The 25,873-nt window shown below is 54.2% G+C and carries 27 protein-coding genes; 12 read left to right on the top strand and 15 right to left on the bottom strand.

Going from position 1 to position 25,873, the window contains the following annotated elements:
* Positions 1 to 41 precede the first annotated feature (41 nt).
* From apaG to Q8W24_RS09015, 5 genes are read right to left on the bottom strand one after another with little or no spacing between them, the layout of a single operon-like run.
* Positions 42 to 419 (bottom strand): Co2+/Mg2+ efflux protein ApaG, encoded by a 378-nt coding sequence (gene apaG / locus Q8W24_RS09035; protein ID WP_303432623.1) that lies wholly within the window; start codon positions 417 to 419, stop codon positions 42 to 44.
* Positions 406 to 1,251, bottom strand: coding sequence for a 16S rRNA (adenine(1518)-N(6)/adenine(1519)-N(6))-dimethyltransferase RsmA (gene rsmA / locus Q8W24_RS09030; RefSeq protein ID WP_303432622.1), 846 nt, complete (start codon positions 1,249 to 1,251; stop codon positions 406 to 408). The genes apaG and rsmA overlap by 14 nt, the downstream gene beginning before the upstream one ends.
* Complete coding sequence (pdxA, locus tag Q8W24_RS09025) at positions 1,248 to 2,252, bottom strand: 4-hydroxythreonine-4-phosphate dehydrogenase PdxA (protein ID WP_305475088.1); 1,005 nt, start codon at positions 2,250 to 2,252, stop codon at positions 1,248 to 1,250. The genes rsmA and pdxA overlap by 4 nt, the downstream gene beginning before the upstream one ends.
* A complete protein-coding gene (locus Q8W24_RS09020) occupies positions 2,249 to 3,529 on the bottom strand; it encodes a peptidylprolyl isomerase (protein ID WP_305475087.1) in 1,281 nt (426 codons plus the stop codon). Before Q8W24_RS09020 ends, pdxA begins: the two co-directional genes overlap by 4 nt.
* Positions 3,519 to 5,984, bottom strand: coding sequence for an LPS-assembly protein LptD (locus Q8W24_RS09015; protein WP_305414177.1), 2,466 nt, complete (start codon positions 5,982 to 5,984; stop codon positions 3,519 to 3,521). The genes Q8W24_RS09020 and Q8W24_RS09015 overlap by 11 nt, the downstream gene beginning before the upstream one ends.
* Before the next feature lie 162 nt (positions 5,985 to 6,146).
* On the opposite strand from Q8W24_RS09015, the gene Q8W24_RS09010 reads away from it, so the two are divergent.
* From Q8W24_RS09010 to djlA, 3 genes are read left to right on the top strand one after another with little or no spacing between them, the layout of a single operon-like run.
* Positions 6,147 to 7,166, top strand: coding sequence for an aminoglycoside phosphotransferase family protein (locus tag Q8W24_RS09010; protein ID WP_303432618.1), 1,020 nt, complete (start codon positions 6,147 to 6,149; stop codon positions 7,164 to 7,166).
* Positions 7,163 to 7,855: an N-acetylmuramate alpha-1-phosphate uridylyltransferase MurU gene (gene murU / locus Q8W24_RS09005; protein ID WP_305475086.1), complete on the top strand. Its 693-nt coding sequence runs from the start codon at positions 7,163 to 7,165 to the stop codon at positions 7,853 to 7,855. The genes Q8W24_RS09010 and murU overlap by 4 nt, the downstream gene beginning before the upstream one ends.
* The gene (gene djlA / locus Q8W24_RS09000; RefSeq protein WP_303432616.1) at positions 7,855 to 8,655 is read left to right on the top strand and encodes a co-chaperone DjlA; all 801 of its coding nucleotides are present in this window, start codon (positions 7,855 to 7,857) and stop codon (positions 8,653 to 8,655) included. Before murU ends, djlA begins: the two co-directional genes overlap by 1 nt.
* Positions 8,656 to 8,985: 330 nt before the next feature.
* Here the strand turns inward: djlA and Q8W24_RS08995 are convergent, their stop codons facing one another.
* The 5 genes from Q8W24_RS08995 to Q8W24_RS08975 all read right to left on the bottom strand — a co-directional run bounded on the left by Q8W24_RS08995 (position 8,986) and on the right by Q8W24_RS08975 (position 14,183).
* A complete protein-coding gene (locus Q8W24_RS08995) occupies positions 8,986 to 10,269 on the bottom strand; it encodes a TRAP transporter large permease (RefSeq protein ID WP_303432615.1) in 1,284 nt (427 codons plus the stop codon).
* Positions 10,266 to 10,784, bottom strand: a complete 519-nt coding sequence (locus tag Q8W24_RS08990) for a TRAP transporter small permease (RefSeq protein WP_305414174.1) — start codon at positions 10,782 to 10,784, stop codon at positions 10,266 to 10,268. Before Q8W24_RS08990 ends, Q8W24_RS08995 begins: the two co-directional genes overlap by 4 nt.
* A gap of 2 nt (positions 10,785 to 10,786) precedes the next feature.
* Complete coding sequence (gene dctP, locus Q8W24_RS08985) at positions 10,787 to 11,782, bottom strand: TRAP transporter substrate-binding protein DctP (RefSeq protein ID WP_303432613.1); 996 nt, start codon at positions 11,780 to 11,782, stop codon at positions 10,787 to 10,789.
* Between the two features lie 34 nt (positions 11,783 to 11,816).
* Positions 11,817 to 12,650, bottom strand: a complete 834-nt coding sequence (locus Q8W24_RS08980; RefSeq protein WP_305475084.1) for a TRAP transporter TatT component family protein — start codon at positions 12,648 to 12,650, stop codon at positions 11,817 to 11,819.
* Positions 12,651 to 12,782: 132 nt separating this feature from the next.
* The gene (locus tag Q8W24_RS08975; RefSeq protein WP_303432611.1) at positions 12,783 to 14,183 is read right to left on the bottom strand and encodes a sigma-54-dependent Fis family transcriptional regulator; all 1,401 of its coding nucleotides are present in this window, start codon (positions 14,181 to 14,183) and stop codon (positions 12,783 to 12,785) included.
* Positions 14,184 to 14,458: 275 nt separating this feature from the next.
* Between Q8W24_RS08975 and Q8W24_RS08970 the strand changes: the two genes are divergently transcribed.
* The 9 genes from Q8W24_RS08970 (at position 14,459) to Q8W24_RS08930 (ending at position 21,207) form a co-directional block, all read left to right on the top strand.
* A complete protein-coding gene (locus Q8W24_RS08970) occupies positions 14,459 to 15,001 on the top strand; it encodes a hypothetical protein (RefSeq protein WP_303432610.1) in 543 nt (180 codons plus the stop codon).
* Between the two features lie 241 nt (positions 15,002 to 15,242).
* On the top strand, positions 15,243 to 16,868 hold the full coding sequence (locus tag Q8W24_RS08965; RefSeq protein ID WP_303432609.1) for a cytochrome ubiquinol oxidase subunit I: 1,626 nt from the start codon (positions 15,243 to 15,245) through the stop codon (positions 16,866 to 16,868).
* A gap of 6 nt (positions 16,869 to 16,874) precedes the next feature.
* The gene (gene cydB / locus Q8W24_RS08960) at positions 16,875 to 18,014 is read left to right on the top strand and encodes a cytochrome d ubiquinol oxidase subunit II (RefSeq protein ID WP_368501372.1); all 1,140 of its coding nucleotides are present in this window, start codon (positions 16,875 to 16,877) and stop codon (positions 18,012 to 18,014) included.
* A gap of 145 nt (positions 18,015 to 18,159) precedes the next feature.
* Positions 18,160 to 18,267 (top strand): cytochrome bd-I oxidase subunit CydX, encoded by a 108-nt coding sequence (gene cydX, locus Q8W24_RS08955; protein ID WP_303432607.1) that lies wholly within the window; start codon positions 18,160 to 18,162, stop codon positions 18,265 to 18,267.
* Between the two features lie 4 nt (positions 18,268 to 18,271).
* The gene (locus tag Q8W24_RS08950; protein WP_303605453.1) at positions 18,272 to 18,580 is read left to right on the top strand and encodes a cyd operon YbgE family protein; all 309 of its coding nucleotides are present in this window, start codon (positions 18,272 to 18,274) and stop codon (positions 18,578 to 18,580) included.
* A gap of 151 nt (positions 18,581 to 18,731) precedes the next feature.
* Positions 18,732 to 19,112, top strand: coding sequence for a rhodanese-like domain-containing protein (locus tag Q8W24_RS08945; RefSeq protein WP_303432605.1), 381 nt, complete (start codon positions 18,732 to 18,734; stop codon positions 19,110 to 19,112).
* A 102-nt stretch (positions 19,113 to 19,214) separates the two neighbouring features.
* A complete protein-coding gene (locus tag Q8W24_RS08940; protein WP_305414171.1) occupies positions 19,215 to 19,790 on the top strand; it encodes a DUF3365 domain-containing protein in 576 nt (191 codons plus the stop codon).
* A gap of 160 nt (positions 19,791 to 19,950) precedes the next feature.
* Positions 19,951 to 20,397, top strand: a complete 447-nt coding sequence (locus tag Q8W24_RS08935) for an OsmC family protein (RefSeq protein ID WP_303432602.1) — start codon at positions 19,951 to 19,953, stop codon at positions 20,395 to 20,397.
* A gap of 288 nt (positions 20,398 to 20,685) precedes the next feature.
* Positions 20,686 to 21,207: a GAF domain-containing protein gene (locus Q8W24_RS08930; protein ID WP_305475082.1), complete on the top strand. Its 522-nt coding sequence runs from the start codon at positions 20,686 to 20,688 to the stop codon at positions 21,205 to 21,207.
* Positions 21,208 to 21,249: 42 nt separating this feature from the next.
* On the opposite strand, the gene Q8W24_RS08925 is transcribed toward Q8W24_RS08930, so the two are convergent.
* From Q8W24_RS08925 to Q8W24_RS08905, 5 genes are all read right to left on the bottom strand, one after another.
* Entirely contained in the window at positions 21,250 to 21,819 is a 570-nt protein-coding gene (locus Q8W24_RS08925; RefSeq protein ID WP_303432599.1) for a peroxiredoxin, read from the bottom strand.
* Positions 21,820 to 21,929: 110 nt separating this feature from the next.
* Entirely contained in the window at positions 21,930 to 22,892 is a 963-nt protein-coding gene (locus Q8W24_RS08920; protein ID WP_305452594.1) for a helix-turn-helix domain-containing protein, read from the bottom strand.
* Positions 22,893 to 22,991: 99 nt separating this feature from the next.
* On the bottom strand, positions 22,992 to 23,987 hold the full coding sequence (locus Q8W24_RS08915; protein ID WP_305475080.1) for an aldo/keto reductase: 996 nt from the start codon (positions 23,985 to 23,987) through the stop codon (positions 22,992 to 22,994).
* A 113-nt stretch (positions 23,988 to 24,100) separates the two neighbouring features.
* Positions 24,101 to 25,051 (bottom strand): Gfo/Idh/MocA family oxidoreductase, encoded by a 951-nt coding sequence (locus tag Q8W24_RS08910; RefSeq protein ID WP_305475079.1) that lies wholly within the window; start codon positions 25,049 to 25,051, stop codon positions 24,101 to 24,103.
* Between the two features lie 590 nt (positions 25,052 to 25,641).
* Positions 25,642 to 25,873: hypothetical protein (locus Q8W24_RS08905; RefSeq protein ID WP_305475077.1), on the bottom strand; the 232-nt coding region annotated here is incomplete at its 5' end.

The raw sequence follows: 25,873 nt of genomic DNA, 5'->3' as shown, positions 1-25,873 counted from the left end.
CCTGTATTGCCGTCCATCACTGCAGGTTTGGGCCAAGAGGGTTAATTCAGGGCAAAGGTGGTCGCCAGGGTGAACACCGGAATATTGGCATGAAACAGGGTGCCATCATCCGCTTCCATAACGTAATAGCCTCGCATGCTCCCCACCGGAGTGCTTAATACTGCTCCGGATATGTAGTCGAACTGTTGTCCAGGGGCGATGTTGGGCTGCTCGCCGATGACTCCTTCGCCTTTGACTTCCTGCACATCACCATTGCCATTGGTAATAAACCAGTGGCGGGTTTTTAACGTGGCACCCTGCTTCCCAATATTGCTGATATAAACCTTGTAGGAGAAGACAAAACGTTCATCTTCCGGGTCGGATTGCTCTTCCAGGTATTCTGGCAGTACATTCACCATGATGGTTTCATTCAATTCCATTGTCTTTCTCCGCTTGCTCTGTCAGCTGCGATACGGCATCAGAAATACGAACGTACTCTTCCAGTGTCAGTACTTCCGGGCGCAGCTGTGTGTCGATACCCAGTGCTTGAAGCTGTTCGGCACTGATGAGCTTTTTTAATGTATTTCGTATGGTTTTACGGCGCATGCTAAAGGCTTCACGTACAACGCGCTGTAGCATTTTTGTATCTTTTGCAACGAGAGGCAGTTCTTTGTAGGGCGTCATTCTGACAATGGCTGAATCCACTTTGGGGGGCGGGTTAAATGATCCCGGACCCACCACAAACAGCAGTTCTACCTTGCAGTAGTACTGCGTCATGATGCTCAAGCGGCCATAGTCCGACGTACCTGGTCGGGCTGCCAAACGCTCGACGACTTCCTTTTGCAACATGAAATGCATGTCTTGCACCAAGGTGTGGTGGCTGAGCAAATGAAAAATCAAAGGCGTCGATATATTGTAGGGCAGGTTGCCAATAATGCGCAGGCGCTGGCCATCGTTGACCAATTGACTGAAGTCGAATTTTAACGCATCGCCTTCATGAATCTGAAAGCCGGGGTAGTTGAAAAACTTGGTGCGCAGGATTGGAATCAGATCGCGATCCAGCTCGACCACGTTCAGCTTGCCAGTGGCTTCCAGTAACGGCTCGGTAATGGCTCCCATTCCGGGACCGATTTCGACCAGGCAGTCATCATCCTTGGGGTAGATGGCATCAACGATTTTGCCAATGACGTAAGGATCATGGAGGAAATTCTGCCCAAAGCGTTTACGGGCCTTGTGGCCGTGCATGTTATTGGGTTTGGGATGACGGCTCATGCGGGTTTGGCTCCAGCGGTGTGGCGGCTGTTGGCCATGTGGGCTGCCACGGCGATGGCCGTGTGCAAGCTGCCGCTGTCTGCCTTGCCGGTGGCGGCCAGGTCGAGGGCGGTGCCATGGTCAACAGAAGTACGAATAAAGGGCAGGCCCAGCGTAATGTTGGCGGCGCGGCCAAAGCCATGAAACTTCAGCACCGGCAGGCCCTGGTCATGATACATGGCGAGGGTGGCATCGGCGCCAGCCAGATGTTTGGGGGTGTACAGGGTATCGGCGGGCAGTGGCCCAACCAGATCGATACCTTGCGCTCGAAGTTGGGCCAGCGTTGGCTCGATAATATCTTGCTCTTCGTGACCGAGGTGACCGTTTTCTCCGGCATGGGGGTTGAGGCCCGCGACCAGGATACGAGGTTGCACGCAGCCAAAAAAGGTTTTCAGGTCATGATCCAGGATATGAATCACCCGGCTCAGGCGTTCCGGGGTAATGGCATCCGCCACTTGGCGCAGCGGCAAGTGAGTGGTCACCAGTGCGACGCGTAAATCGGTGGTGGCCAACATCATGACGACTTCTTCAACGCCGGCAAAATCCCGGAAGTATTCGGTATGGCCACTGAACGGAATACCGGCATCGTTGATGATGCCCTTGTGTACCGGCGCGGTGACGATACCGTCCCAATGACCTTGCTGGCAGCCTTGTGCGGCCATGGTCAGGGTGGCCAGAACGTACGCGGCATTGGCCGGGTCAAGTTCACCGGCCACGGCAGGTTGTTGCAGGGCAACGGCCTGTACGTACAGGGTGCCCGCGGGCGTTGGAGTGGCCGCGGTGGCCGGATCAAAGGTTGCCAGCGTCAGTGGCAAACCGAGCAACTGTGCCCGTTCGGCCAATAGCTGCGGGTCGGCGATCACGACCAGTTGGTGCTCACTGCCTTGTTGGGCCAGCTGAATACAAAGGTCAGGGCCAATGCCACCGGGTTCACCGGCGGTGATAGCCAGGCGCAGGGTCATGCCGGCTCCTTGATATCGACGTACGCTTCGGTGCGGATTTTACGTAGCCACAAGGGCAGCTCTTCTTCAAAGCGGCGCGAGTACAGTAACTGACGCACCTGATTACGCTGCATTTCCTTGCCGATATCACTTTGGCGTTGATCCTGTACTTGCAGAATGTGCCAGCCGAACTGGGTTTCAAATGGTGCGCTGATATGGCCAACCTGGGATTGCTGCATGGTGGTATCGAACTCTGGCACCATGGCACCCGGGCTGACCCAGCCAAGGTCTCCGCCTGCGGCACCGCTGCCAGGGTCATCACTGAACTCCTTGGCCAACACGGCGAAGTCCTGCCCTTGTTGCAGGCGCTGATAAAGCTGGTTGATCAGGGTTTCAGTGTCGCTTTCACTGCGTAATTCGTTCGGGCTGACGAGAATATGGCGCACTTGATACTGGGTGATCATCTGGCTGTTACCACCGCGTTTTTCCAGCACTGCAACCAGGTGATAACCACTGGAGCTGCGGATTGGATCGGAGACATCACCAATAGCCAGGTCTGGTACGACGGGTGCAAAAATTCCGGGTAACTGGCCTTCTTTACGCCAGCCGAGATCACCACCCTTGAGGGCATTGCGGCCGTCGGAATCGGCAATGGCGACATCGCTGAAGTTGGCACCGCCACGAATGCGGGACGCCAGGCTGCGGGCTTTCAACTCGGCTTTTTGCAGGTCGCTGGCGTTGGCGTCAGCAGGGATGGATACCAGAATGTGGCCAAGACGGTATTCGGCAGCGGAGGCCATTTTGCCCACTTCGGAGGCAAGGAAATAATCCACATCCTGATCGGTAATCTGGATGGTTTCGCCGACCCGGATGCGCTGCAAACGGCTGGTGATCATCTCGGTTTCAATCTGCGTCCGGGCAGTGGCAAAGGGAATACCTTCGGCTTCCATCGCCACCCGGAACTGCTCCAGATTCATCTTGTTCTGGGCGGCAATACGTTGCAGGGAGTCGTTCAACTGGGCATCGCTGATACGGATACCAATCCGCTTGGCCAGTTGCAGCTGAATACTTTCCTCAATCAGGCGATCCAGTACCTGTTTGCCCAGCACGGCGTCTTCCGGCAGGTTGGCGCCCCGGTTCTGGTTGCGGACATTCTGGATACGTTGCTGCAACTGGGACGCCATAATGACGTCATCGTCGACAATCGCCACCACATGGTCAATCAGTACTGGCTGGGCCTGGCTCAGCGTGCTGCCGAGGGTAAGAAAAAACAAAAAAATCAGCTTGTTAATAGTCATGGTATTGCCGTTTGGAGTAACCCTTGATGCTGTTGCTTATGGTGGCGTCGGTGCCACCCCCCAGCGTGCTGAGACCTTTGAGCTGAATACTGAACATCAGGCTCTCGGTCTTTTCGGTACTATAGCTGCTGTCGTCGTCGGCTGTCGGAGAATACTCCTTGTACAGCACTTGCAGACGCCAGCAACAATTCTGATATTCAAATCCGGCCAGTGCTTCGAGTACGGAGCTGACCGGGCGACGCTCGTCTGCAGGATAGTCTTTCATGTCCTTGAGTACGCGCCCGGTCAAGGCCCAGCTGTCATTCAGTGCCCAGTAAGCACTGACATCGGCCTGATAGAGATCGGTTTCAATGTCACCGCTGTCGGAATCCTCACTTTGAACCTTGTTGACTGAAAGGTTCAGCATGCGGTTGTTGCCCGGTGTATAGCCTGCGCCAAAACGGTGCTGACGAGCATAATCGCCGTAGGCGTCCCACTCCAGCGTCTGATTGAGCCGCCAGTGATCACCGGGCCGCCATTCCACTTCGGCGATAGTGCTGGATGTATTATTGCTGTCATTGACTTCGTCACTGTCGAGCAGCACCTGGCGTTCGTCACCGAAGTAGACCCGGCCAAGACTGAAGCGCAGCCATTCGTCGCCACTTTGATCGATAATCCGGCTGGTGATGCCGAGGCTGACCTGTTCCAGGTCGGCAAGCCGGTCAGAGCCGATAAAACGATCGCCGACAAACAGGCTGTCGTAGGTGACGCTGGTGACCTTGGTATCAAAGGCCGGAATGTCATCCTGACCAGACTGGTAAGGGCTTTTGACCCAAAACAGTCGAGGCTCCAGCGTTTGTGTCTGATGTTCATTAAACCAGTGTAACGACCGTTCGAAAAACAGGCCGGAATCAAGGCTGTAACGGGGAACGCCGTAGTTGATCGTGTCATCGTAATCAAAGCTGTCTTGACTGCTGAGACGGTAATAGCGGTAGCGATAACTGGCTTCTGGCTGAAGATAGCTGTACGGCTGTTCGAAACGCCAGGCGATGGTGTTGTCACTGACCAGTCGACGGCCATTCAGTGAATCGAAATCCGTCAGGGTTTGTTCCGTACCATCGATTACGGCGCTGTTATCCCGCTCAAAACGGGTCGCTTGCAAACGGCTGCTGACCTGCCAGCGGTCGTATTGTTGCCGGTAATCGAGTGTGGCTTGCGGCAGGCGTTTGTAGGGCCGGTCTTCGAGGTCAATGCTGTCGTCAATGGTCTGGAACCCTTCGACCAGGAGATCCAGCTGCCAGGCGTCTTTCTGGTAGCTCAGTAGCCCCATTCGCGGCAAGTGGGTGGTGCGGTCGATGGTGGCCGAGGAGTTCAGGTCGGACAGGTAGTCGTCATCGCTGACATGGTTGTAGATCCAGCGATGTTGCCAGTGTTGGCCAAACCTGCCGGATTGCTGGTAATTGATCAGCCAGCGTTCACTATCTTCCGTGGCATCCTGATCGATATAGGCGTAGTTCAGCTCACCATCGCCGAATAACCCGGTTTTATGACGCAGCTGGCTTTCCCATAACCAGCCACGCTGATTGAAGTAATGGGGCGTAATGGTGGCATCCAGGTTGCTGGCCAGATTCAGGTAGAACGGCATTTTCAGCTCGTCCAGTCCGGCGTCGCCACCAAGAGAGAAACTGGGGTCGAGAAAACCTGTGGTGCGACGGTCATCAATCGGAAAGCGGTAGTAGGGAATATAAAAAACCGGTACGTCCATCACTTCCAGACGGGTATTCCAGGCGCTGCCGACACCGCGTTCCTGATCCAGATAAATATTGCTGGCAGCAATACGCCAGTCGTTCTGCCCGGGTTCGCACCAGGTGACGGTGGCTTCATTCAGCTCAATAGTCCCTTCCGAGCGGGTGATCATGCGGGTGGCGGTGCCGCGCATATGGCGAGCGGGCAGGGCATAGCGGGCGTTTTGCAGAACCAGCTCGCTGCTATTCGTGCTGTCGGTGCTATCTGGGCTTGTTGCCGTATCGTTCAGACGCTCGCGAAAACGGGCGCTGTCACTGTGGACGGTCACTTCATTATTCAAAAAGCTGACATCGCCTTCAAATTCGGCCTGACGCAAGTCCGCATCCCAGTACGCTGACCGGCTCTTTAAAACGTAATCTTCCCGCTGCATGATGACGTCGCCAGTAAACTCTGCGTTGCCAAGACGATCAACAAAGGCTTGCTCGGATTCTGCTTCGAGACGGCCATCAGGTACAGGTTGCAAGGTATTGGGCAAATAACGCCCGGAGCAAAACGATGGCAGGTCGGCCTGCTCGGCATCGCTCAGTAATGCCCGTGGGTACCAGTTTAATGCCGGTGTGTCCGCCTGGACGGAGACACTGGTGATCATACTGGTCGCGGTCAGGCACAGCACCGCCAGGAACCGCTCGGAGCTGCCCAAAAGCGCCAGACGCGCTGGCAGAAACGACACCCGGATGGGGAGCCGCTGGAGGGATATTGCATCTGAATGTCTGTGATCCGCCATGGCTGAGCGTGGGTGCCTGTACAGTGAAGTGTGGTATCTTAGCGCGCAGATGATACGGGGGGCGCTCAATGCGCGCAATTTTAGATCGATAACAAATGTGAGGCCAACATGGACCCGCGCCTTGATCACCTGATCAACTGGGCGTCCAGCACCATTCGCCGCAAAGCGAATCTGGACGTCAATGCCAGCCTGGAAACGGTATCCGGTGATGCCAGTTTCCGTCGTTACTTCCGCCTGCGCGGTCTGGGCAAGAGCTGGATTCTTGTCGATGCTCCACCAGACAAGGAAGATAATCCGCGTTTTATCCGTATCGCCAAACAGTGGCGTCACCAGCAGGTCGAGGTGCCACAGGTGCTGGCCGCCGATCTTGATCAGGGCTTTATGCTACTGGAAGACTTTGGTGACCAGCTGTTATGGACTGCCCTGCATGAGCCGGATGTGACCGAAAAACAGATACTGGGCCTGTATCGCCAGGCGATAGAGCAGCTGGTGCAGCTTCAGGGTGTCAGCTGTCGCGACCTGCCTGCTTACGATAACACTCTCCTGCTGCAGGAGATGGCGCTGTTCCGTGACTGGTTATGTGAACAGCAGCTGCAAATGACGTTGACGGACGCTGAACGGGCCATGTTTGACCGCGTGTTTGATTTGCTGGCTCGGCAGGCCTTGGCGCAACCGGTTGTCACTGTGCACCGGGATTACCATTCCCGCAACCTGATGCTGAAGCCGGATGGCATGTTGGGCATCATTGATTTCCAGGACGCTCTGGCAGGCCCGTCCACTTACGATTTGGTGTCATTGGTGCGGGATTGTTACGTACGCTGGCCACAGGGGCTGGTGGATGAGCTGGTGGCCTATTATTGGGAGCTGGCGCGGCCCTGTGGTTATTACCTCGGCGACTGGCAACAGTGTGTGCGTGACGTCGACTGGATGGGATTGCAGCGACACCTCAAGGCCGCGGGTATTTTTGCCCGTCTGAACCTGCGCGATCACAAGCCGACCTACCTGGCGGATATTCCCAATACCTGCCAGTACCTGATCGATATCGCCAGACGGTATGACGAGTTGAGTGACTTCAGTCACTGGCTGAACCAGCGTTTGATGCCAGAATTGGTGCAGTTATCACGATGAAAGCCATGATACTGGCAGCCGGGCGAGGTCAACGTATGGCGCCGCTCACGGATCACTGCCCGAAGCCGCTGCTGGCGCTGGCCGGCAAGCCTCTGATTGAACACCATATTGACAAACTGGTTGCCGCCGGCATGGCCGATCTGGTCATCAACCACGCCTGGCTGGGGGAGATGATCGAGGCCCGGTTGCAGGATGGCCATCAGTTTGGCGCCAACATTCGCTACTCCGCCGAAACCGATGCACTGGAAACCGCTGGTGGTATTCGCAAGGCGTTACCATTGTTAGGTGATCAGCCGTTTTTAGTGATCAATGGCGATGTCTGGACTGATTGGGATTACCGGGAAGCTGTGCAAGTGGCATCTTCCGAAATGGTGACGGGGAACACATTGGCCTGGCTTTGGTTAACCGATAATCCTGATCATAACCCGACGGGTGATTTTTTCCTTGACGGTACCGACGTTGCGGCAGAGGCTGATGGCCCCGGTTTCACCTTTACCGGGATCAGCCTGATCCACCCGGATCTGTTGGCAGCCTTGCCGGTGGCAAAGCAGCCACTGGCTCCGATACTGCGACAGGCAATGGACAGTGGGCGAGTCAAGGGTTGCCTGCTGGATGGCCGCTGGACGGATGTGGGAACGCCACAACGTCTGGCTGAACTGGAACAGCAACTCACCAGAGAGACGTTCTGATGCTATGGATGGGAAAAGCCATGGGCGGCATGGTCGGATTGATGACCGGTGGCCCGTTTGGCATGATGATAGGCGCATTTGTTGGTCATATGTTTGACCAGAATCTTGAAAATATCTGGAGCGGTCAATTTCCTGTTCTGGTTCGTACCAGTACAGCCAATAACGTGCGACTGCTTTATATTTCATCGTTATGCCGTTGCATGGGGCGGATAGCCAAAGCCGATGGCCGCGTCAGCGAAGAAGAAATCGCCGCCGCCAATTTTGTGATGGACCGCATGCAGCTCAAGGGCGATGACCGCCAACGGGCGATTGCCTGGTTTCAGGAAGGCAAGGATATGGACTGTGACTTTAATGCCGACCTGGAACAGCTACGACCACAACTGAGTTTGCCGATGGCGCAAATGTTTCTTGAGGTGGTGATGACCATCGGTTATTCCGATGGTGAGTTGTCGCCTTTGGAGTGGGCGATGATCGAACGCCTCAGTAATGTGCTGGGGATCAGTCAGACCCAGATTGAGCGGGTACGGGATCGTATTGAAGCGGCCATGTTCCAGGCCCGTAATGGCGGTGTCAGCCAAAGTGATCAGCTGGAACAAGCCTACGCCACGCTGGGTGTCCCGGCCGATGTGGATGACGATACCCTGAAAAAAACCTATCGGCGATTAATGAGCCAGAACCATCCTGACAAACTCTCTGCCAGCGGTATGCCTGAAGAAATGCTGCGACTGGCCAAGGAAAAAACCCAGCAGATCCAAACCTCCTATGCCCTGATTCGCAAAAGCCGGGGCCACGCGCATTAAATTGTTTTGGTGTGGGGATTAACCCTGCACCAACTGCTCCGCTACCCGCACCCGCACCAATATAGACAGAGACAGCAGTCAAGCCAGTGCTGTCGGCTATTGCTTGTGGTTGCCAGATCTGGTTGTGATTGATTGCAGCTGATGTTCTGTACACAAACAAACAAGGGCGTCGATCTCGACCTGACCGTTGGTTCTGGACTGGCTAACGCGGATAACAAGCCGATAGGGAACAGGGTGCGAATCAGAAGGTATGGATAAGAGAGTAGAGGTTTTGTAGCGAGGAGAGAAAAAAGAGAGCCGCCATTCACGACGACTCTCCGGGAGTGGCGTTTATTCCCCGATAAAGGCCAGGCTCAGGCCGGGCCAGAAGGTAATGATCAGCACTGTTGCCAGCAGGATAAAGAAGAACGGCAAGGTAGCGCGATACAACTCCATCACCGGCTTGTTAAAGCGGAAGCTGGCAATAAACAGGTTCATCCCGACCGGTGGAGTAAAGTACCCCAGCTGCATATTGGCGAGGAATAAAATCCCCAGATGAATCGGATGAATACCATATTCCACCGCAATCGGCAGAATAATGGGAATCATGATCACAATCGCGGAGAATATATCCAGCATCATGCCCAGTATCAGCAGGAACAGGGTGAGTAACAGCAGGAAAGTAAAGCTGTCACTGACGTGCTGCTGAATAAAACCAAAGATTTTTTCCGGCACACCGGCATCAATCATGTAATTGGTGGATGCCATGGAAACCGCCAGAATCAGCAAGATTGCGCCAACCAGCTTCATGGAATCCCGCATCACGGTCACTAGCTGCTTGAACGGAATTTCACGTCGAATCAGAGTGGAAACAATCAGTACGTAAAACGCAGTAATGGCCGCCGCTTCTGAAACCGCAAACCAGCCACCATAAATACCTCCCAGTACCAGAAAGGGTAGCGGCATTTCCCACTTGGTATCCTTCAGTGCAGCCCAGGCCTCGGCCTTGTCGAACGGGTGGTGATTACGTTCAGCATTACGGGATACCCAGCCACTGTACAGCGACAGCGCAACCAGCATCAGGCCGCCGGGCAGTAACCCAGCCAGAAACAGGTCATCGATACTGACTGCGACGTCGAGCGACATTTGCTGCGCTACAACGCCGTACAGGATCAAGGGCAGCGACGGTGCAAACAGCAACCCGAGGGAGCCAGAGGTGGTGACCAGACCAAGATTAAAGCGCTCCGGATAACCGGACTTCTGTAACGCTGGTACCAGCAGGGCGCCCAGGGCGACAATGGTAACGCCGGAGGCACCGGTAAAGGCAGTAAACAGGGCACAGGTCACCAGGGCAACGATCGCCAGTCCGCCGGGCATCCAGCCAAGGAAGGCATCGGTAATACGTACCAGCCGCTGCGGTGCCTTGCTTTCCCCGAGCAAATAACCGGCAAAGGTAAACAATGGGATGGCGATCAGTACCGGCATTTCGGCAATCCGGTAAATCTCGATGGCCATAACCATCAGATCAACGTCCGTCTGGTAAAACCCCCAGATGGCGCTGGCAGCAATAACCACAAACAGCGGCGTACCGGACAGCGCCAATACCAATAAAATCAGTGGAACCAGAACGCTCATGAGTGGGCCTCGTCGGCTACAGCATGGTTACCCAGTATGTTGAGCAAGGATTCAATACTTTGAATGGCAAAGCGCAACGCCATCACGGCAAAGCTGAAGGGGATAATCAACTGTAAGGGCCAGGCAGGAATATTGGCGAAGGCGATATCACCAAATTCAATGGCCAGTTCGATATAGGCATAGCCGTACCAGGCGATAACTGCGCAAATAAAGGCGGCAAAGGCCGAGGTGATAATCGCGATGGTGTCAGCGACAACCTTGGGAGCCAGTCGGTTAACCAGGTCGATGGCGATATGCTCACGGCCACGGGTGGCGACCATGCCTCCGATCAGACCAAGCCACAGCACCATCACCCTCAGGGCGGGAGGAATCCACATGATACCGCCGCCGAAGACACTGCGGGCGACAATATCAATACCGGCCAGCAACACCATGACCATCAGCACCAGCACCAGAATGCCATCTTCCAGGGTGTGAATGGCGCCGAGCAGACGCCGCAAAGGGGAGTGTTTCAAGGTTATTGACCTGCACGGATACCGGCAATATGTGCCTGTAGTTGACGATACAATTCAACCGGGTAAACACCTTGGCTGGCCAGTTCGGTCAGGCTGTCATTGGCCAGTTGTTGCCAGGTGGCTTTTTCGGCATCGGTCAGTTGTACAAATGTCATGCCGCTGTTTTCCAGTGCCTGACGTGCGCCGGCTTCATCAACAAGATTCTGTTTGTCCATCTGGGCGTAGGTGGATTTCATAATGCTGCGCACGGTGGTCTGGTCTTCCGCCGACAGTTTGTTAAAGGCTTTTTGATCGACCACCATCATGCCCAGCAGCGAGAGTAATGGCAGGTCGGTTGCGTGGCTCAGTTTGCTGTGCCATTGCAGCGCGATAGAGGCCGTCAGGTTAACACCAACAGTATCGATCAGGCCGGTTTGCAAGCTGGTGTAGACATCCGAAATCGGCAGCGAAATCGGCTCGACACCGGCTTTCTGGAATACGGTCTGGGTGACCAGGTCACCTTCAGGAGTCCAGACTTTCTGGCCACTGAAGTCGGCCGTGGTTTTCAGGGGTTTGTTGCCCATGACATAGGCAAAGCCACCTTCGGTCAGACCGAGGACGACGTAACCCTTGGCTTCCAGCGCATCAATAATGTAGTGGTCAAATTCGGGGCGAACAGCACTCAGTTCTGCCGGGTTCTGAAAGGTAAATGGCAAGCTGTACAGCTGCACTTCGTTGGCGATATTCGCGAGCGCCCCTGCCGAAACGGCGCCACCTTGCAGCTGGCCGATTTTCATTTTGCGCAGCACACTTTTGTCACTGCCTTGCACACCGCCAGGAAAGTATTTGATTTTGACGCGGCCATCGGTCGCTTTTTTGATGTCAGCTGCGGCGGAACGCATCTGCTTCATCCAGTTGGTGCCATCGGGAGCGAGGGTGGCTATTTTTAATGTTGCAGCCTGGGACAGCGGGCTCAGGCATAGCAGCATCAGACCCAGGGCAATCAGTTTGTTTTTCATGTGTGGTTACTCTTGGCTGGTATTCAAAAGGCGATTATTCAAAAAAATCGGCAGATTCTGCCAACAGTTCAGTGGCCTGGCTCTGGGCCAGATGATTAATCAGGGTCAGACCTTCGGCTTCCGGGTCGGCCGCAATAGCTTCGTTGAGCAGACGGTCGTGAAGTTCCTGATCAAACATCAAGCGGGCATATTGTTTGGCGTACAGCACCTTGGCCATCAGATGTTTGCCATCACTGTATTGCAGGGCCTTTTCAAAATGCTCGCGGCCGATTTCCGGGCGACCACCCAGAGATGGTGGCAGCTGGGTTTCCATGACGCCGAGATATACCTGCAAGGTTCCCTGGTCGTAGTCCGGCTGGATATTGGCGACCCACTGCATCAAAGCCTTGGTTTTACCCAGTTCGGCAATGGCACCCCAGTCGCTGCTGTTGGCCTGAATCCAGCCGGCCTTGGCGGCGGCATAGGCATAGAAGACGTGAATATCGTCTTCATCAAAGTGCCGGTCGAGCGCCGTCAGTATGTCGTCCTGCGGTAACTCGACGGCTTCACAGGCGTCGTCATCGTATTCACACAAGCCGCGGGTGGCGTATTCCAGAGCCTTGTCGGCCATCCGTTGTGCCTGGCTTGGGTCGCGGGAAAAGACACCCGAGTAAGCGCCATACAGCTGGGACGCAGACAGCAAGAAGTCTTCGTCATGGGGATAGGTGAGTACCAGCGCGTCGAGCAAAAGCAGATATGCCGGTGCTCCCGCGGCCACGACTTCCGGATTGTCGTTGTTCATCATCGAGCGTGAGAGGTTCTTGGGCAGGTTGCCAACCGAGCAGGCACTCAGTGCCAAAGCGGCCAGTGCAATAGTGAGTCGTTTCATAGTCACGGGTGCTTGTAAAAATTTGGCGCAATTGTACACACCTGAACGCTGGTATCTAATGAACAATAGTCATAACCGCCCTGAAGTGGTCATTATTGCAGCAAAATTCAGTGTTTTGCTGCTGCTGATGGCTCAGTCGGTTGACGAATCACTGGCGTTGTTGGTTTGACTGGCTCGGGCATTGGCCAGCTTGCGGTACAAGGTACGCTCACTGATGCCCAGTTGTTTGGCTAAACGGGTGTTGTCGCCATCAAATTGTTGGGTAATGGCAAGCAGGTAACGGGCTTCGAGTTGGTCCAGTGGCATGGCCTGATCTGGATCGGTGGCCAGACCGGTGATCCGTTTTGTTGGTATCCGGGTGGCGGAATGGCTGGGAGTCTCCGTGGCTTCCGGTCTCAGGGCATCGGGTAACGTCAGGTGACGTGGTTCGATTTCGCGATCATCACATAAGATAGTGGCTCGTTCGAGGCGGTTTCTCAGTTCGCGAATATTACCGGGAAACTGCTGTTGTTCGAGCCAGTCGCAGGCGGCAGCAGACAGTACGTGTGGCCGTTCCTGACTCAGTTGTTGCAGCAGTTTGCGGGCCAGTGGAACAATATCAGCCCGCCGTTCTGCCAGCGAGGGCAACAGAATCGGAAAGGGTGATATCCGGTAGTAGAGATCTTGCCGGAAAGTGCCGGCATCAACCATCTGGGTCAGTTGCCGATGGGTGGCACACACCAACCGGAAGTCGGCCTGTTGCAGCGTTACGCTGCCCACCGGGCGGTAGCTGCCGGTTTCGATCAGACGCAGCAGCTTGACCTGCATGGCAAGCGGAATATCCCCTACTTCATCCAGAAACAACGTTCCGCCCCGGGCGGCTTCGACCAGGCCTGGCTTGCGTTGGGTGGCTCCGGTAAAGGCGCCTTTTTCGTGACCAAACAGTTCACTTTCAAACAGGCTTTCGGTCAGACCAGAACATTCCACCGTTACAAATGGCTTGTTGGCGCGGCTGCTGTGCTGATGAATGTGTCGGGCGGCGAGCTCTTTGCCGGTGCCGGATTCACCCAGCAGCAGTACATTGATCTCGGTCGGAGCCGCTCGGCTGAGCATGGCCAGCATGTCGGTATAGGCCTGACTGAACCCCAGCATGGGCCGCGACCCTGGGGTGTCCGGAGTGCGTACGGGCGACATGATTTCAACAAAAAACTCAATCTGGCCATCGTCATTACGTACCGGGCTCAGCTCCACATCAACGTGTTCCTTGCCCTGGCAGGTGTTATGAATATGCAGGATACGCTGGCGCTGGCCGGTACGCAGACAGCCCTGTAGCGGGCAGGTTTCTCCGGCCTGGTCACAAGGGACTTTGTAGCCATGGGAGACCTCGTAGCAATGCCGACCGAGCAGGGCGCTGTTGCCGGAAAAGTGTTCCCGGTATGCCTGGTTGGCAGCACAAATACGATACTCGCGATCCATCAGAATGGCGGGAGCAGCAATGGCGTCCAGTAAAGAAGAGATACCAGGCAAGTGGTTGTAACTGCGGGGATCTGACATTGGTGTCACCAGGCTGTCAATATTGACATGATATTAGTGGATGTCGGCCATTTTGCAAAGGATTGGCAGCGGGGCAAACTGTCGCAGTGATCTTGTTAGCCACCCCTGAAACGCTGATGATAGCCGCGATTGCTGTGGCTGGTGGCAAGACTCCGGGGTTTTTAATATGAATTCTTGCTGGTGGGAACGGACTGGCCCGTGAATTGCTATTTCACCCTGATGGGGTACAGACGGATGTCTGTGGTGACAAATTCGGCGGAATTGGCAGGAAGGCTATGGCTAGAGTAAAGCAGTGGCGGGTTAACCAACAGCTTAGTTATTTATTGTTTGATCCTATTTCTCGCCGTGGTGCGCTGATTGATCCGCAACCTGCATTGGTGTCTTGCTACATCCAGACATTGGAGCAGTTGGGGGTCGCCAATGCCTATTTACTGTTTACTGGAGAAATGACCCAGATCATGAATATACCGGGTCAGATGTTGGATGCTGGCGCCCTGTCAGGCTCGGCCGCTCCAGACACACTGGCACTGGGTGAAAGCTACATCCGGGTGGTGGTGGACCCTGCGGCGCTGCGGGTTGCCTATGTGTGTGATGGACTGATTTTTAGCGGTATGTGGTGGCTTCCCGGTGGGTTACGTCCCTTTGTTGCATCTGAGCCGGAAGCTGACGTTGATAAATTGCCGCTTCTCCAACTTCCCGATGACTATGTACTGTATCCCGGCCGGGCGATCGGGTCTTTGTGTATCAGTTCGGTGGCACAGGAAAAAGCCCTGTGTTACGACCCGCTTCCGGCTTGTGCTGGCGCTCCATCGGGTTAGTACAGCTGCTTCGCTGCTGCCGGAATATCTCTGGTACTGGTGGTTGTTTGCGGGGCAGATTGATCATTGTTTTGTAAGACCGGTTTTGTCTCAGCTTGGAGATCTGCGTGATCCACAAGCTGTTTTGTTACAGTCGCTGAGCGATGGCGGAGCGTTGTATTTCCGCCAGGTTCAGTCGCTGAATTTTCGTTTCACAACACTCAACTGAACGTTCCACGGCACTGCCTTTGGAGGATCAACCATGATCAGTGAAAGTATGGTGGACTTGTCGCGGCTGCAATTTGCTATGACCGCGCTGTACCACTTTTTGTTTGTACCCCTGACGTTGGGGTTATCGTTTATTCTTGCCATCATGGAATCGGCTTATGTGATGACAGGCAAGCAGGTCTATCAGGACATGGTCAAGTTCTGGGGCAAGCTGTTTGGTATTAACTTCGCCTTGGGTGTGACGACAGGCCTGACGATGGAATTCCAGTTCGGTACCAACTGGGCTTACTACTCCCATTATGTCGGTGACATTTTTGGCGCACCGCTGGCGATTGAAGGTCTGATGGCTTTCTTCCTTGAAAGTACGTTTATCGGCCTGTTTTTCTTCGGCTGGGATCGCCTGACACGGATACAGCATATGATCGTCACCTGGCTGGTGGCACTGGGTTCGAACCTGTCGGCCTTGTGGATTCTGATTGCCAATGGCTGGATGCAAAACCCGGTCGGCGCTGAATTCAACTACAACACCATGCGTATGGAGATGACCAGCTTTGTTGAGGTGTTGTTTAACCCGGTTGCCCAGGTCAAATTTGTGCATACCGTGTCGGCTGGTTATGTCACCGGTGCCATGTTTGTACTGGGGATTTCCTCTTATTATTTGCTGAAAAAACGTGACCTGCCCTTTGCCCGTCGCTCGTTTGCCATTGCCTCCAGCTTTGGTTTGGCGGCCATTCTGAGTGTGATTCTGCTGGGTGATGAATCAGGTTACGAAATTGGCGATGTACAAAAAACCAAGCTGGCTGCCATTGAAGCGGAATGGGAAACCCATCCGGCTCCTGCTGCCTTTACCCTGTTTGGTTTGCCTAATGAAGAAACCATGGAGACCGACTACGCGATTCGGATTCCCTGGGTGCTGGGCCTGATTGCGACCCGATCAACGGACGAACAAGTGGTGGGTATCAAGGACCTGCTGGTCGAACACGAGGAGCGCGTGCGTAATGGTATCGGTGCTTACGACCTCTTTACGCAACTGAAAGCCGGGGATGAATCACCTGCAACCATGGCGGCATTCGATGAGGTCAAGGACGATCTGGGGTACGGCCTGCTGCTGAAAAAATATACTCCGGACGTTATTGACGCTACAGAAGACCAGATCAAGTCGGCCGCACGGGACACTATTCCGGGCGTTGCCCCCATGTTCTTTACCTTCCGTATCATGGTGGCTATTGGCTTTACCATGTTCCTGCTGGTGGCGCTGGCGTTCTGGCATTCTGCCCGTCAAACCATCGATAAGCAGACCTGGCTGCAAAAAGCCTTGTTATGGGCGATCCCATTACCTTTCCTGGCCTGTGAAATGGGTTGGTTTGTAGCGGAATACGGTCGTCAGCCCTGGTCTATTGGTGAAGTCCTGCCAACTCATTTATCCACCTCAACCCGGTCGGTTGAAGAGCTGTGGATGAGTATTGCCGGTTTTGTACTGTTCTATACCGCCTTGTTGGTTGCCGAAGTGTATCTGATGTTCAAGTTTGCCCGTCTGGGGCCATCTGCTCTGCATACTGGTCGTTATCATTTCGAGAAAGAGGCAAGTCACTCCATGACAGGCGGTACAGCAGCTGGGCCAAAAGCGCAGCCGTTGCAAGCCCGTAACGAACAGGCGTAAGGGGGAATTATGGATTACGAAGTATTGAAACTGGTGTGGTGGGTACTGATTGGCGTATTGCTGGTCGGCTTTGCTGTTACCGATGGCTTTGATATGGGGGTTGGTGCGCTGCTGCGAATCATCGGCCGTACCGATACCGAGCGCCGGGTGATGCTGAACACCATCGGGCCGCACTGGGATGGTAACCAGGTCTGGTTTATTACTGCCGGTGGGGCCATTTTTGCCGCTTGGCCTGTGGTTTATGCGGTGGCATTTTCGGGCTTTTACTGGGCAATGTTACTGGTGTTGTTCGCCATGTTTTTTCGCCCGGTCGGGTTTGAATACCGCGCCAAAGTGGATGATCCCCGCTGGCGCAGCCTGTGGGACTGGGGCCTGACCATCGGCGGTGCAGTGCCTGCCCTGGTGTTTGGTGTGGCGTTTGGCAACCTGATTCTGGGAGTGCCATTCAGTCTGGATGAGTTTATGCGTTCTACCTATACCGGTTCTTTTTGGGCCTTGCTGAATCCCTTTGGTCTGGTGGCTGGTCTGGTGAGTCTGGGAATGTTGATGATGCACGGTGGCACCTGGTTGCAAATGCGGACTGACGGAGCACTCCATGAGCGCGCCCGCCGGATTACGGTTGCGCTGGCAGTACTGGTGGCGGCGCTGTTTGCCCTCGCCGGTGTCTGGATCTGGATGGGTATTGATGGCTATGTGATCATGGATATCAAAAGCACCGCTGCGGCAGTGACCCCTCTGGATAAAGTGGTGACAACGCAAGAAGGGGCCTGGCTGAGCAACTATGGCCAGCATCCCTGGATGATGATCGCACCCTTGTTGGGTTTTGCCGGACTGGCACTGACGGTACTGATGTCGATGATGAATCGTGGTGTGATGGCTTTTGTCTCCAGCTCGCTGGCGATTACCGGCATTATTCTGACCGCTGGGTTCTCACTGTTCCCGTTCATTATGCCATCCAGTCTGGAGCCGTCTCACAGCCTGACCGTATGGGATGTGGTATCCAGTGAAATGACGCTGAATATCATGTTCTGGGTCGCCATGGTGTTTGTACCGATTGTGTTGAGCTACACCATCTGGGGCTACTACAAAATGTGGGGTCGCCTGACCAATCAGTTTATTGAAGACAACAAATACAGCACGTATTAATGAATCAAGGCTGTTGCTGGCAGCGTCCAGATCAGCCGAGCAGTGCTCGGATGATCTGGCCTGGCCACACCCGGTAAACGGAAACAGCAAAACCCAAACAGGTAGCCAGACACAGACGTCTGGCTCGCACTACGAGGAAAATAGTATGTGGTATTTTGCCTGGATTCTCGGTGTATTACTGGCCTGCTCATTTGGCCTGATAAACGCTATGTGGCTGGAGTTTTACGAAGATATGGATCGGGATGCGGAGTAAGGCAATGCCTGTTCCAGACAAACCTCCAGTGGATTATGCGGCCTACGGGCCGCTGTATGCTTTTTGGGCGCGCGGGTTATCCTTCCTGGGAGCGCTGGGACTGGCTGGATTATGGCTGGCCATGCCGCAACTGGTGGCTGTTGCACCGGATGAACAGACGCACATATTACTACCACTCGGGTTGTGGGGTATTGCGGCGGGTTTGGTTCACGGTATTGGTTATGTCCCTGTGCTGCGCATTTGGCGTTATCTATTCAGTCCTTATGCGGGTTGGCCATTGATGAGTCTCTGTGCTGGCCTGTGGCTGCTCTGAGCAGCTGACGATGTCACGACTGATAAACCATGCTCAGATTGGGCCAGCGGGTCACACGCCAGTTGGTGACGATTGACGTTACGTGGCACACTGTCAATATAGCCATGCAGGCATGTTGTTCTGATACGATCGATCATCGAGAGGAAACCCAATGGTACTCAAAAAAGAAGATTTATTGTCTGAAGCCTCAGTGTCCGTTAACCCGGTCAACGCAGAGGAAGCTGAAGGACTGCTGGCCAATGGCGCAGTCGTGCTGGATGTACGGGAACCGGCTGAGTTCGAGATGGGCCACTTGCCGGGAGCGGTCAATGTACCGCGTGGTGTGCTGGAATTCAGGGTGGGGGATCATCCGGCGTTGACTGATAACACCGCCAGCATCCTGTTGTATTGCAAAAATGGTGGCCGCAGTACATTGGCCGCCCATACCCTGAAACGTATGGGGTTTGATCAGGTAAAAATGCTGGTGGGTGGTTTTGATGGCTGGAGTGGCGATGTCCACAAAGTGGAAATTGATCCAAGCGTTTACCGATAATTCCAGTACAACCCAGACAGCGGATTTGGTGATAACCAATCCGCTTTTTCAGGCTGATTGTATTCCTTTGTGCATATTTGGTTATTTTTGAGAGAGATAACAATGAAAAAACTATTAACGTTGACGTGTCTGGTTGGCGGCCTGGCAGGTGCGCTGGCAAGTACTGCCGTTCGTGCCGAGCAGCCTGAAGAAGGCAGCCTCAACCAGGAAGCGCGGCAGCAAGCCATGATGTTTGGCAAGCAGCTGATGCAAACCGTACAAAAAGGTATGAAGGCGGGTGGCCCAACCGAAGCGATCCATCTGTGCAATGTGGAGGCCCCCGAGATTGCTACAGCACATAGTCAGGGAGACTGGGCGGTAGGACGTACCTCATTAAAAATACGTAACCCGGACAATGCCCCGGACAGCTGGGAGCTGGCCACGCTGAAGGACTTTGACCAGCGCCTGGCTGCAGGAGAAACCCCGGCTACGCTGGAAGCCAGTACCGTTGAAAACGGCGAATATCGTTATATGAAAGCGATACCAACAGGGGCATTGTGTCTGAACTGCCATGGTTCGGCCTTGGCAGAGCCAGTACAAACCCGTCTCAGTAAACTGTATCCGCATGACAGGGCTGTGGGTTATCAGGCCGGTCAGCTACGGGGTGCGTTTACCTTGCGTAAAACATTGGCCGAGTAATACCCGATGTGAATAACTACCCTGCTTGCAGCAATAATACCGAGGCGTTTTATGATTTGATGGCCAAGGTATCGCCTGCATCAGGGTATTGGCAGGCCGTAGGTATTGGATCAAGTAAACGAATGGATTGGACAGCCGCCTGTTTCAGGAAGGATAGAGAATGACCCAGAAGATTTCAGAACACAGCATGGATTTACACTGGCAGCGCGAAGGTGAATTTTCTCACCAGGGGTTTGAGCGCCGCCATCAACTCGACTTTGGCCATCAGGTACAGCTGGCCGCTGGCGGTGCCGGTAACGATTATGGCAGTGACCCGGAGCAAATGCTGGCAGCCTCCATGGCCAGTTGTCATATGATGACCTTCCTGGCGTTGGCCGCCAAAAAACGTCTGAACGTGGTGTCGTATGAAGACCACGCGGTTGCGGAACTGGCCCAGCGAGACGACGGTCGCTTTCATATTAGCCGTATTCTTCTGTCGCCACTGGCGGTCTTTGAAGGTGATAAAATTCCCGATGCTGAAGCCATTCTGGCCATGCATCACAAAGCCCATGAACACTGCTTTATTGCCAACTCGGTACTGTGCGAGGTTGAGGTTAACCCACGCTAGCCAACGGTTGGACACGGGGTAACGCCGAACGCCGTACTCCGTCCAATAATCATTGTAACAAGCGGCTGGTCAGTAACCGGCCGCTCTGCTGAAACCGGCTTCCCTGAATAATTTGATTTAATCAACGCTGACTTGTTTGGCGTGTTATTGGCGTGTCTGTCTGTTTAATGGCCCTGGCTGTTACCTGGCTGCCTTGATATGAGTCAGCGGTATCGCCGGTTGCGTTGGCTAGACTGAAAACAATGGCTTTTGCCGTATTCTTTCAGCTTTCAGCCCCCGGAGACCGCTATGGCCGATAACCCAGCCTCAGAACAACACTATATCGACCCTTATCGGCAGTTATCGCCATCGCGGTCGTTTGAGGATCATGTACACCATCTCTATCGTGTCTTACGTGAGCAGTACTCCGGTATCGATCGTTTTTCTCTGGCGCGCTATCAAGCCGACACAGGTTACTTGTCCAGCCTGACCTGCGCCGGAGACGATACCCGGCTATTGGACGGTTATCAGATGTTGCTGGAAAATGTGCCATCGCTGCAATCCCTGGTCGCCAGTCCGGGTATTCGGGTGGTGGGGGATATGCGCAAGTTTCGGGTGGAAGAGTTGCCGGCACACAGTGCGGCGTTACTGGGACAGGGTTATCGTTCCAGTCTGACCATGCCGATGATGAGTGACGGTCGTTTGCTGGGGATGTTGTTTCTGAATGCTCGCACCCTCAATTATTTTACCGCGCCGATGGCGTCCTATTGCACCTTGTGGGGACATTGGGTAGAGCAGTTGCTGGCGCAAGAGTCATTGGTGGGGAACTGAGCCAGGGTCCTTTCGGCTCACACAGTGTGGCAAGTTGTTGGTTTAACGGGTTGGGCAGCTCTCTGCGCTACTGAGTTGGCCCGCTGCAAACTGTTTCAGGGTAGTCATTGGAACATGGTCGCCGGTGTCGCGGCCGTACCACGCGAGCTGGACTTCTCCTTGCTCCGAAATCAAAAAATCCGCCGGTACCAGCTTCATGTGCGGGTTGTGAATATCGCTTTTTCCTCCTTTGAGCAAGCCGCGGATCATCTGTGGCAGACGGAACAACATGGCTTTGATAAGGGCGGTGGTGGAGTGTTCGATACCATAACGTTCGTACAGCTGTAGATCGGGGTCACTGAGCAAGATAAACGGACGCGGGTTGCGGGCCACAAAACGCCGGACTTCTTCCGCTGTTGAGCTGAAGACTGCAATGATTTCAACATTGGCCTCCTGAAAAGCATTGTATTGGTTGGTGAGTTCATAAAGGCGCACATTACAAAAAGGGCAGGCGGCATCGCGAAAAAAAGCCAAGAGAATTTTTTTGCCCGAGTAATGGCTCAAGCTGACGGAGTTGCCATAAATATCTTTGGTTGAGAACTCGATAGGCGTACATGGGGCGGTGAGTTTCATAGGGGAAGCCTGTCAAATCAAGCATGAGAATAATCACTGCGTGAGTAGTTACAGGCAGCGGTCGATGGTGCTTTCAGACCACCTACTTGATCGTTCGTTCAAATGTTCGTTCAATCGGCTGATCCAGCGGACACATGAGTGCCGTCACGTTGCTCTCGAAAGGCGGTGGGTGCCAAACCCACCCGGCGGCGGAAAAAACGTGAGAAATACGCCGGGTCGTGGAATCCGAGGTCGTAGGCAATCAGAGATACCGGGACGGAGGAGTAAATCAGCATGCGCTGGGCTTCCAGAACCAGCCTGTCGTAGAGCAGATCGGTGATGTTCTTGTCGGCGATTTGTTTGCAGGTGCGGCTGAGGCTGGTGGGAGTGGTGTGCAGTGCCTGGGCGTAAAATTCGACCGATTGATGCTGGCGGTAATGCCCTTCGATCAGGCTGTTGAGGTGGCGAAAACGCTCACTATGAATGTCTTCCGGGGTGTTGTCCGGGTGTTCTTCAAGCAGGCGTCCAAGTTTGAGTAACAAACCAAACAGCAACCAGGCAAACATGGATTTTTTGCCCAGGGCGTTACCCAGATACTCTTCGGTCAGCTGCTGTACCGTCTGGTCGATAAAGGTCAGCTCTTTTGGGTGCTGGCTCAGCTGAATAATCCGGGCACTTTGCAGCAGTTCCTGCCCGAACGGAAACTGGCGGGCAAACTGGTCATCCTGAATCAACAGCCGGGAAACGGTAATCACACAGCCTTCGGTGGCTTCCCGTTCAAACTCAAAGCCATGCACGACACCGGCAGGCACCGAAACAATCACAGGGGCCTGATGATGTTCTTCCTGACCATCAATAAAGACGCGTACCGAACCGCTGCGCACAAAAATCAGCTGGAACATGTTCGGATGGGTATGAATATTAATGGCCCAGTCGAACAGTCTGGCTCGACTGGGTATGTCCTCGATATGGACAAATTCGGGATCGCTGTCCGATGGGGCCTCACTATACAGGGTGTAGCGGGAAATGCGTTGATGGCTGCCAGCAGGTGGGCGGGCCTGATCGACTATAAGGTGTAACGGGGTGGTATTCATAAGGCGTTGTTATACATGTTTGTTATTTTTATAGCATAAGTGCCATGGCCCGAACCGGTGTTGCCGATTGCGGCATGCCATGGCGGTCATCGAAGCCACTTACTCTGCGAATTCTTCGGTATCCACTTCGACTTGCTGTGCCAGGTTATAGCGTCTGCCGCTGACCGTCTGCTGATTGATCAACTGATTCAGCTCATGGATAACATCGGCCGATAGCGAGACCGTGGCGGCTTGCAGGTTTTCTTGCATATGGGCAACGCTGCGGGTACCCGGGATCGGCACAATATGATCTCCTTGCGCGCAGACCCAGGCCAGAGATAGCTGTGCTGGCGTACAGCCAACCCGTTTTGCCACTAGTCTGAATGCGTCCAGCAAGGTGAGGTTGGCGGCAAAGTTGTCTGGATGGAAGCGTGGCATATTGCGACGGATATCCTTTGGCTCCAGCGAGTCAACCTCTTGCAGGCCATCTGCCAGAAAACCACGGGCAAGGGGAGAAAAGGCCACAAATGCCGTGCCCAGTTCCCGGGTGGCCTGCAGTACGGCAATCTCGGCGTTACGGCTCCACAGTGAATACTCCGTTTGCAGTGCGGCAATCGGATGTATCGCATGGGCCCGGCGCAAGGTTGCGGCGGAGACTTCGGATAAACCGATCGCGCCGATCTTGCCCGCTTTGACCATCTCGGCCAGTGCTCCAACGGATTCTTCAATCGGCGTGTTGGGGTCAAGGCGATGCAGGTAGTAGAGGTCGATATGATCAACTTGCAAGCGGCGCAGACTGTTTTCGACCTGTTGCTGCAAGGTCGTCGGGCAGCCGTTGATTTCCTTGAGGCCGCTTTGCTCGCCAATCTGCATGCCACCTTTGGAGGCCAGGAAAATATCGTTGCGCAGTGGTTTCAGGGCTTTGCCCAGCAGCTGTTCGTTTTTGCCGCCGCCGTACAGGGTGGCGGTATCAAAATGGCGGTAGCCCATATCGAAAGCGGCGTGTAAGGCCCGGATGGCGTCGTCTTCCGGTAGTGGCACACCGTAGGCATGAGACAGGTTCATACAACCAAGACCGATGCCGGGATGATTAAATTCAGTGTTCAGCGCAGTCATAAAATACCTCGTGTCAGAAACGGAAAAACCGGCCAAGCCGGTTTCTGGAAACATCTGGATGGTACATCGGCCCCTGTCTTTTCAAGCTTTCAAGGCAGAGGCCTGCTGGCTGCTCAGTCTGCGTTCAGCAGTTGCTCCAGCTGATCCAGGGTTTCCATCGCCGGCAACACTTGCGCGACGCTGGAATTTGGCTCCCGGCCTTCCTTGACCGCGGCGATAAACTCACGATCCTGCAGTTCGATACCGTTGTTGGAGACCGCGACACCAGACAGGTCGATCGGTTTTTCATAACCATCCACCAAATCATCGTAACGGGCAATATAGGTGCCCTGGTCACAGATATAGCGGAAGAAAGTGCCAAAGGGCCCTTCGTTGTTAAACGACAACGACAGCGTGCAAATAGCGCCACCAGGGACTTTCAGACCAATACTCATGTCCATGGCGATGCCCAGATCCGGATGAATCGGCCCTTGCAAAGCCTGAACCTGGCTACAGGTTTCACCCGTCTGATACTGGAACAAGTCAACCGTGTGGCAGGCGTGATGCCACAGCAAATGATCAGTCCAGGAGCGGGCCTGCCCCTTGGCGTTGGTATTGGTGCGGCGGAAGAAATAAGTCTGCACGTCCATTTGCTGCACGTTCAGTTCACCGGCCTGAATCTTGTTATGAATCCACTGATGAGAAGGGTTGAAGCGACGAGTCTGACCAGACATCGCCACCAAGCCGGTACGCTGCTGGACTTCCACCAGTTTGCGGGAATCCTCTATGTTGTCCGCCATCGGAATTTCAACCATGACGTGCTTGCCAGCTTCCAGACACTGGATGGCCTGGGCAGCGTGCATGCCGGTTGGCGTAGCGAGCAAGACACCATCGATATCGTCGCGGGCGAGGGCTTCTGCCAGATCGGTGCAATAGTGTGGAATACCACGTTCTTCTGCGACTTGTTTGATCACGTCGGGGCGGGTGCCGACAACGGATACGACGTCAGCACCGTCGATGTTAGCGACGGCGTCCAGATGTTTCTGGCCAAAGGCGCCTGCGGCACCTGCAACACATAATCTCATTTTATTCTCCTGATCGGTGTATCTGTAGCACCGGATGCCGGTTGTTGGCCGGGTTAGTCATGCATGGTGCCGCTTGTCCATGTTACGGGTTAGCCGGTTATCCGCGAGGCGTTATTTGGCTCACTGCTGGTCATGGGCAAGCGTATTGACGATGGACATCGAACGGTCTTGAAAAAAGCCCGTCGGCCACTGCTTGTAACGATGAGAAGGAATACACCGGGGAGCAGTGGCGACGGGTAATGTCACAACACTCAAAACGACCAAGTTCGAGAACTTTAATCTAGCATCGGCTCTGTCTGCAGGGTAATTGATAAACCGGACAGGTGATTCAATTTTGATAATATAGACTGACTCATGGTAAAAATTTTGTCCTGCCTGCCGCTGCCGAGATAGCGAAAATCCTGTGTTTACAGGCTTTGAAATAGTGCCAGTGGTTGGTAACAAGGTATTGATTTTCTACACCGGGTTCCTTTCTTTTTTGTATTGCATGGTGCTTTTCGGCCCTGTACCAACCCGTTCAAACTGTAGAAAAACCTACATAACCATGGTCTGATCGAATGTTGAAACGCAGGAGGCGGTGATGGCTGGATTCAAACACGACGACAATCAAGCGTCGATGGTGGTTGTGACGGGTCAGGGGCCTTTGCAGCCATGATATCTGGTGTGCAGGCAGCCAAAGCCTGAAACGACTGGGAAGGTTGGGAAGGTTGGGAAGGTTGGGAAGGTTGGGAAGGTTGGGAAGGTTGGGAAGGTTGGGAAGGTTGGGAAGGTTGGGAAGGTTGGGAAGGTTGGGAAGGCAGCATCAACAAACGATGGCCGATC

Source organism: Oceanobacter sp. 4_MG-2023 (genome assembly GCF_030689165.1).
In the GTDB taxonomy this organism is placed as follows: Bacteria; Pseudomonadota; Gammaproteobacteria; order Pseudomonadales; family Oceanobacteraceae; genus Oceanobacter.
Note: the sequence above shows the minus strand (reverse complement) of the source record. Positions and strands in the feature narration are given on the sequence as shown.